The sequence below is a fragment of the Comamonas sp. w2-DMI genome (assembly GCF_040187735.1).
Classification (GTDB): domain Bacteria; phylum Pseudomonadota; class Gammaproteobacteria; order Burkholderiales; family Burkholderiaceae_C; genus Comamonas; species Comamonas terrae.
On sequence record NZ_JBANEL010000058.1, the window covers coordinates 1 to 6,263 of the forward strand.

Sequence of the window (6,263 nt, forward strand, 5' to 3'; positions counted from 1 at the left end):
CTCGGGCAAGGGCGTCGGCCTGGTGGTGCCGACGCTGCTTTCTTGGCCCGCGTCCGCCGTCATCCACGACATCAAGGGCGAGAACTGGCAGATCACCGCAGGCTGGCGCTCGCGCTTCTCGCATTGCCTGCTGTTCAACCCCACGGATGCGAAGTCGGCGGCCTACAACCCGCTGCTGGAGGTGCGGCGCGGCGCGCATGAAGTGCGCGACGTGCAGAACATCGCGGACATTCTGGTCGATCCCGAAGGCGCGCTGGAGAAGCGCAACCATTGGGAAAAGACCAGCCACGCGCTGCTGGTCGGCGCGATCCTGCATGTGCTCTACGCGGGCGAAGACAAGACGCTGCGCGGCGTCGCCAACTTCCTCAGCGACCCGGCCAGCCCGTTCGAGCTGACCTTGCATCGAATGATGACCACGCCCCACTTGGGCGAGGGGCCGCATCCGGTAGTCGCGTCGGCGGCGCGTGAAGTGCTCAACAAGTCGGACAACGAGCGTTCCGGCGTGTTAAGCACCGCCATGTCGTTCCTCGGCCTGTACCGCGATCCCACGGTGGCCGAAGTCACCTCGCGCTGTGACTGGCGCATCGCCGACCTGATCGCGGCCGAGCATCCGGTGTCGCTGTACCTGGTGGTGCCGCCTTCGGACATATCGCGCACCAAACCGCTCATCCGCCTGATCCTCAACCAGATCGGGCGACGCCTCACCGAATCGCTGGACGGCAGCGACGGCATCGAACGCCGCCACAAGCTGCTGCTGATGCTCGACGAGTTCCCGGCCCTGGGGCGGCTCGACTTCTTCGAGACAGCCTTGGCCTTCATGGCGGGCTACGGCATCCGCAGCTTCCTCATCGCGCAGTCACTCAACCAGATCGACAAGGCGTATGGACAGAACCATTCCATTCTCGACAACTGCCACGTCAGGGTGACGTTCGCCACCAACGACGAACGCACCGCCAAGCGCATTTCCGAGACGCTGGGCACTGCGACCGAGCTGCGCGCGCAACGCAACTACGCGGGCCACCGGCTCGCGCCGTGGCTGGGCCACCTCATGGTGTCGCGCCAGGAGACGGCCCGCCCGCTGCTGACGCCGGGCGAGGTGATGCAGCTTCCGCCGGACGATGCCGTAGTGATGGTGTCCAGCATGGCGCCGATCAAGGCCCGGAAGCTGCGCTACTACGCCGACGCCAATTTCAAGCAGCGCGTGCTGCCGCCGCCCGAGCTGGCGGACGGCCGGTACGCCGACGCGCCGCCACTGCGCCCCGACGACTGGAGTGGCCTGGCGATTCCTGCCGTGCCTGCCGCGCCTGCGGCCGATGCCGCCGAAGGCTTCCGGGCGTCGGCCGACGACGGCGGCCCGCGCCGTCAGCCCGAGCTAACTGAGGCCGTCGCCTACGACCCCGAGCTGGCCGCGCCCGCGGCCGACCTCGGCCTGCTCGATGACGACGACGACCTGCCGCTTCCCCTTCCTCGCCAGCTTGATCCGGCCATGCAGCGCACGGCCCGGCTGGCGTCCCTCGACCCCAACGACGGAATCGAGCTATGAGCCACTATCGCCTGAACCTCTTTATCCAGCCCGAGCACGCCCAGCGGCTCGATGAACTGGCCGCCAAGAAAGGCGTGTCCAAGTCCAGCATCGTCGCCGCTGCCTTGGCGTCCTGGCTGTCGCCGGACGCGGCCGACCAGCGCGAGGCGGCCATCGCCAAGCGCCTTGATCGCCTCTCGCGCCAGGCCGAGCGAATGGAGCGCGACCAGAGCATCGCCATCGAGACGCTGGCGCTGTTCATCCGCTACTACCTGACCGTCAGCACGCCGGTTCCCGAGGCGCACCAAGAGGCGGCCCGCGCCTTGGGCAAGGCGCGTTTCGAGCAGTTCACCGAGCAGCTTGGCCGCCACCTGATGCGTGGGCGCAGCCTGGTGCGCGACGTGGTGGAGGAATTGCATCCCGATTCGGTGCGGATGGAGGACGCGGCGGCAGCCGCCGATGCGCAGGAGCGTGCGTCATGAGCGCCGTTTCCCAATCCATGAGTGCCACGTCGCTCGACCGGCGCATCCAGATGCTGCGCACGGCAATGGGGCCGCTGATCGCCACCGCGCTCGAAGACCCCGACGTGGTGGAAATCATGCTCAACCCTGACCGCACCCTTTGGGTGGATCGCCTGTCGTCGGGCCGCGCGCCTATGGGCGTGGAGCTGCCCGAAGCCGATGGCGAGCGAATCATCCGCCTGGTCGCGGCCCACGTCGGCGCGGAGGTGCATCGCGGCCAGCCGCTGCTGTCCGCCGAACTGCCCGAAACCGGTGAACGCTTCGAGGGCATCCTGCCGCCAGCCGCGCCGGGGCCGGCCTTCGCGCTGCGCAAGCGCGCCATCGGCGTGATCCCGCTGGAGCGGTACGTCGTGGACGGAATGATGACCGCCGCCCAGGCGGGCTTTTTGGTGCGCGCCGTGCGCGAGCGCCAGAACGTCCTGATCGCGGGGGCCACCAGCAGCGGCAAGACGACCTTGGCGAACGCGCTGCTGGCCGAGATAGCTGCCACGGGCGACCGCGTGCTGGTGCTCGAAGACACGGTGGAGCTGCAATGCGCGGCCCGCGACCACGTTCCGCTGCGCACGCGCTCCGGCGTGGTGTCCATGACCGAGCTGGTGCGCTCGTCCATGCGCCTGCGACCTGATCGCGTCGTCGTCGGCGAGGTACGCGGTGCCGAGGCGCTGGATCTCATCAAGGTGTGGGGCACCGGCCACCCCGGCGGCGTCGCCACGATCCACGCCGGCTCCGCGCTGGGCGCGTTGCTGCGCCTGGAGCAACTGATTCTCGAAGTGGCGGTGAATCCGCCGCGTGCGCTGATCGCCGAGGCGGTCAACGTGGTGATCCAGATCGCCGGGCGCGGACGCAAGCGCCGCATCGAGAACATCGCCCGCATCGTCGGCTTCGACGGCGTGGGCTACCAACTGGTGGACGCGCTGGAAACGCCGTTTCCCGAGCTGCCGCCGATCCCTGATGCCGCACCCGCTGCGGCGACTTCCTCGTCCCCTGACCAACCTGGAGAACTGCTATGACGCAGATGACCATTCCTGCTTTCCGTGTTTCCGTAAATCCGGCTTTGCGCCTTGCACGGCTGCGCTGCCTGGCCCGCCCTGCGGGGCGAGGGCTGCTGCTGGCCGCGCTGCTGCTGTTCCTGGCCGGCACCGCGCAGGCCGCTGGTTCCTCGATGCCCTGGGAAGGCCCGTTGCAGTCGATCTTGGAGTCGATTCAGGGGCCGGTGGCGCGCATCGTCGCGGTCATCATCATCATTGCCACGGGCCTCGCGCTCGCCTTCGGCGACACGTCGGGCGGCTTTCGCAAGCTGATCCAGATCGTGTTCGGCCTGTCCATCGCGTTCGCGGCTTCGAGCTTCTTCCTGTCGTTCTTTTCGTTCTCGGGCGGGGCTGTCGTATGAGCGGCCCGGATAGCTTCGCGGCCGGGTTCGAGGTGCCTTTGCATCGCTCGCTCACCGAGCCGATCTTGCTGGGCGGCGCACCGCGCACCGTGGCGATTGCCAACGGCACGCTGGCCGCCGCCGTCGGGCTGGGCCTGCAACTGTGGATTCCTGGCGTGGTGCTCTGGATCGTCGGCCATTCGCTGGCGGTATGGGGTGCGCGCGTCGATCCGCAGTTCATGGCCGTGTTCGCCCGGCACATCAAGCACCGCCCGCTGCTGGACGTGTGAGGGGACGCCGCCATGCTGAACCTCGCCGAATACCGCCAGCGCCCGGCCTTGCTCGCCGATTGGCTGCCGTGGGCCGGGCTCGTCGCGCCGGGTGTCGTCTTGAACAAGGACGGCAGTTTCCAGCGCACGGCCCGGTTTCGCGGGCCTGACCTCGACAGTGCCACGCAAGGCGAGCTGATCGCCACGTCGGCGCGCTTGAACAATGCGCTGCGCCGGCTGGGATCGGGCTGGGCGCTGTTCATCGAAGCCGAGCGCCGGCTTGCCGCCGACTATCCGCACTCGGAGTTCCCAGAAGCCTTGTCATGGCTGGTGGACGAGGAACGCCGCGCCACCTTTGAGGACTCGGGCAACCACTTCGAGAGCGGCTATCACCTGACGCTGGTGTACCTACCGCCCGAGGAGTCGCGCGCCCGAGCGGCGGGGATGCTGTACGAGAACCGGCCCACCGAAGGCGTGGATTGGCGCGGCCGGCTCGATGCCTTCGTGGCGGAGACCGATCGCGTCTTCGACCTGCTCGATGGCGTGATGCCGGAAATCGCCTGGCTCGATGACAGCCAGACGCTGACCTACCTGCACGCCACCATCTCGACGCGGCGCTATTCGCTGGCGGTGCCCGAAGTGCCGTTCCATATCGACGCGCTGCTGACCGACTGCGCGCTGGTCGGTGGACTGGCACCCATGCTGGGCGATCAGCACCTGCGCGTGGTGTCGGTGCGGGGCTTCCCGACTTCCACTTGGCCGGGGATTCTGGACGACCTCAACCGCCTCGGATTTGCGTATCGCTGGAGTACGCGCTTCCTCTGCATGGACAAATCCGAGGCGGAAAAAGACCTCGCCCGCCTGCGCCGCCAGTGGTTCGCCAAGCGCAAGAACGTCATCGCGCTGCTGCGCGAAACGATCTTCCAACAGGAGTCGCCGCTGGTGGACACGGATGCCTCGAACAAGGCGACCGATGCCGATGCCGCGTTGCAGGAGCTGGGCAGTGATCAAGTCGCCTTCGGCTACCTCACCGCCACGGTGACGGTGCTCGATGCCGACCCGGCCGCAGCCGACGAGAAGCTGCGCATGGTGGAGCGCGTCATCCAGGGCCGGGGCTTCGTGACCATCTCCGAAACGCTCAATGCCGTGGATGCGTGGCTGTCCTCGCTCCCCGGCAACGCCTATGCCAACGTGCGCCAGCCGATCGTCTCGACGCTGAACCTGGCGCACATGATGCCGGTGTCGGCCGTGTGGGCCGGCCCCGAGCGCAACGCGCATCTGGACGGCCCGCCTCTCATCGTGACGCGCACCGATGGCGCCACACCGTTTCGCTTGGTCACGCACGATGGCGACGTGGGCCACATGCTGGTGGCCGGCCCGACGGGCATGGGCAAGTCAGTGCTGCTCGCCACGCTGGCGATGCAGTTCCGCCGCTACCTCGGCTCGCGCATCTTCGCGTTCGATATGGGGCGTTCGATGCGCGCCACGATCCTCGGGCTTGGCGGCGAGCACTACGACTTGGGCACGGACGGCGAAATCGCCTTCCAGCCGCTCGCGCGCATCGACCGCGAGGGCTACCGCACCTGGGCGGCCGAATGGATCGAGGGCCGCTTGCTGCACGAAGGCGTGGCTGTCGGCCCAGAGGAGAAGGCGGCCATCTGGTCGGCGCTGGGAAGTCTCGCCGGTGCGCCGGTGGAGCAGCGCACGATGACGGGCCTGTCGGTGCTGCTGCAATCGAATGCGCTGCGCCAGGCGCTCGCGCCCTATGTGCTGGGCGGCGCGCACGGCAAGCTGCTGGATGCCGACCACGACCGGCTGGGCATGGCGGACGTGCAGGGTTTCGAGATGGAGGAGCTGATGCACAGCAAGGCCGCCGTCATGGCCGTGCTGCATTACCTCTTTGCGCGCTTTGACGAACGCTTTGATGGCGCTCCCACGCTGCTGATCCTCGATGAAGCGTGGCTGTTCCTGGATGACCCAGTGTTTGCCGCGCGCATCCGCCAGTGGCTCAAGACGCTGCGCAAGAAGAACGTGTCGGTGATCTTCGCCACGCAGTCGCTCGCGGACATTAAGGATTCGAGCATCGCGCCCGCAATCATCGAGAGCTGCGCAAGCCGCATCTTCCTGCCGAACCCGCAGGCGACCGAACCGCAGATTCACACGATCTACGAGGGCTTCGGGCTCAACAGGCGGCAGATCGAAATCGTCGCCACTGCGCAGCCCAAACGCGACTACTACTACCAATCACGCCTCGGCAACCGCCTATTCGACCTCGACCTGGGGCCGGCGGCGCTGGCCTTCGCGGGCGCGTCCACGCCGCAAGACCAGCGCGACATGGATCGCGTGCTGCTGGACGCCGGCGTGCCCGGCTTCGCGGACGCCTGGCTGCGCCATCGCGGCCTCGATTGGGCGGCTGACCTGCTGCCTTCGTTCACCGACCACCCACAGGAGAACCTGCCATGAAGAAGCGCCTTATCGCCGCCGCCATCGCGGCCATGCTTTGCACCGCCACCGCCCATGCGCAATGGGTCGTGATCGACCCCACGAACCTCGTGCAGAACACGCTGACCGCGATCCGCACA

The 6,263-nt window shown here is 67.7% G+C and carries 7 protein-coding genes; all 7 read left to right on the plus strand.

Going from position 1 to position 6,263, the window contains the following annotated elements; translation table 11 throughout:
- The coding region (gene traG / locus V8Z74_RS25805) for an IncP-type conjugal transfer protein TraG (RefSeq protein ID WP_349712234.1) at positions 1-1,543 on the plus strand (1,543 nt) is incomplete at its 5' end.
- Positions 1,540-2,004 carry a CopG family transcriptional regulator gene (locus V8Z74_RS25810; protein WP_008786751.1) on the plus strand — a complete coding sequence of 155 codons (465 nt, stop codon included), beginning with the start codon at positions 1,540-1,542 and terminating at the stop codon, positions 2,002-2,004. The genes traG and V8Z74_RS25810, both read left to right, overlap by 4 nt.
- Positions 2,001-3,053 carry a P-type conjugative transfer ATPase TrbB gene (gene trbB, locus V8Z74_RS25815; protein ID WP_019396556.1) on the plus strand — a complete coding sequence of 351 codons (1,053 nt, stop codon included), beginning with the start codon at positions 2,001-2,003 and terminating at the stop codon, positions 3,051-3,053. Before V8Z74_RS25810 ends, trbB begins: the two co-directional genes overlap by 4 nt.
- On the plus strand, positions 3,050-3,433 hold the full coding sequence (locus tag V8Z74_RS25820; RefSeq protein WP_008786753.1) for a TrbC/VirB2 family type IV secretion system protein: 384 nt from the start codon (positions 3,050-3,052) through the stop codon (positions 3,431-3,433). The genes trbB and V8Z74_RS25820 overlap by 4 nt, the downstream gene beginning before the upstream one ends.
- Positions 3,430-3,702 carry a VirB3 family type IV secretion system protein gene (locus V8Z74_RS25825; RefSeq protein ID WP_008786754.1) on the plus strand — a complete coding sequence of 91 codons (273 nt, stop codon included), beginning with the start codon at positions 3,430-3,432 and terminating at the stop codon, positions 3,700-3,702. The genes V8Z74_RS25820 and V8Z74_RS25825 overlap by 4 nt, the downstream gene beginning before the upstream one ends.
- A 12-nt stretch (positions 3,703-3,714) precedes the next feature.
- On the plus strand, positions 3,715-6,144 hold the full coding sequence (trbE, locus tag V8Z74_RS25830; protein ID WP_349712238.1) for a conjugal transfer protein TrbE: 2,430 nt from the start codon (positions 3,715-3,717) through the stop codon (positions 6,142-6,144).
- Positions 6,141-6,263, plus strand: a 123-nt coding sequence (locus tag V8Z74_RS25835) for a DUF4141 domain-containing protein (protein WP_349712240.1), incomplete at its 3' end; no start/stop codon positions are given. The genes trbE and V8Z74_RS25835, both read left to right, overlap by 4 nt.

Excerpts from the sequence above, each read along its gene's own strand:
- V8Z74_RS25825 (WP_008786754.1), top strand. The coding sequence starts at position 3,430 with ATGAGCGGCCCGGATAGCTTCGCGGCCGGGTTCGAGGTGCCTTTGCAT.
- trbE (WP_349712238.1), top strand. The coding sequence starts at position 3,715 with ATGCTGAACCTCGCCGAATACCGCCAGCGCCCGGCCTTGCTCGCCGAT.
- trbB (WP_019396556.1), top strand. The coding sequence starts at position 2,001 with ATGAGCGCCGTTTCCCAATCCATGAGTGCCACGTCGCTCGACCGGCGC.
- V8Z74_RS25810 (WP_008786751.1), top strand. The coding sequence starts at position 1,540 with ATGAGCCACTATCGCCTGAACCTCTTTATCCAGCCCGAGCACGCCCAG.
- V8Z74_RS25820 (WP_008786753.1), top strand. The coding sequence starts at position 3,050 with ATGACGCAGATGACCATTCCTGCTTTCCGTGTTTCCGTAAATCCGGCT.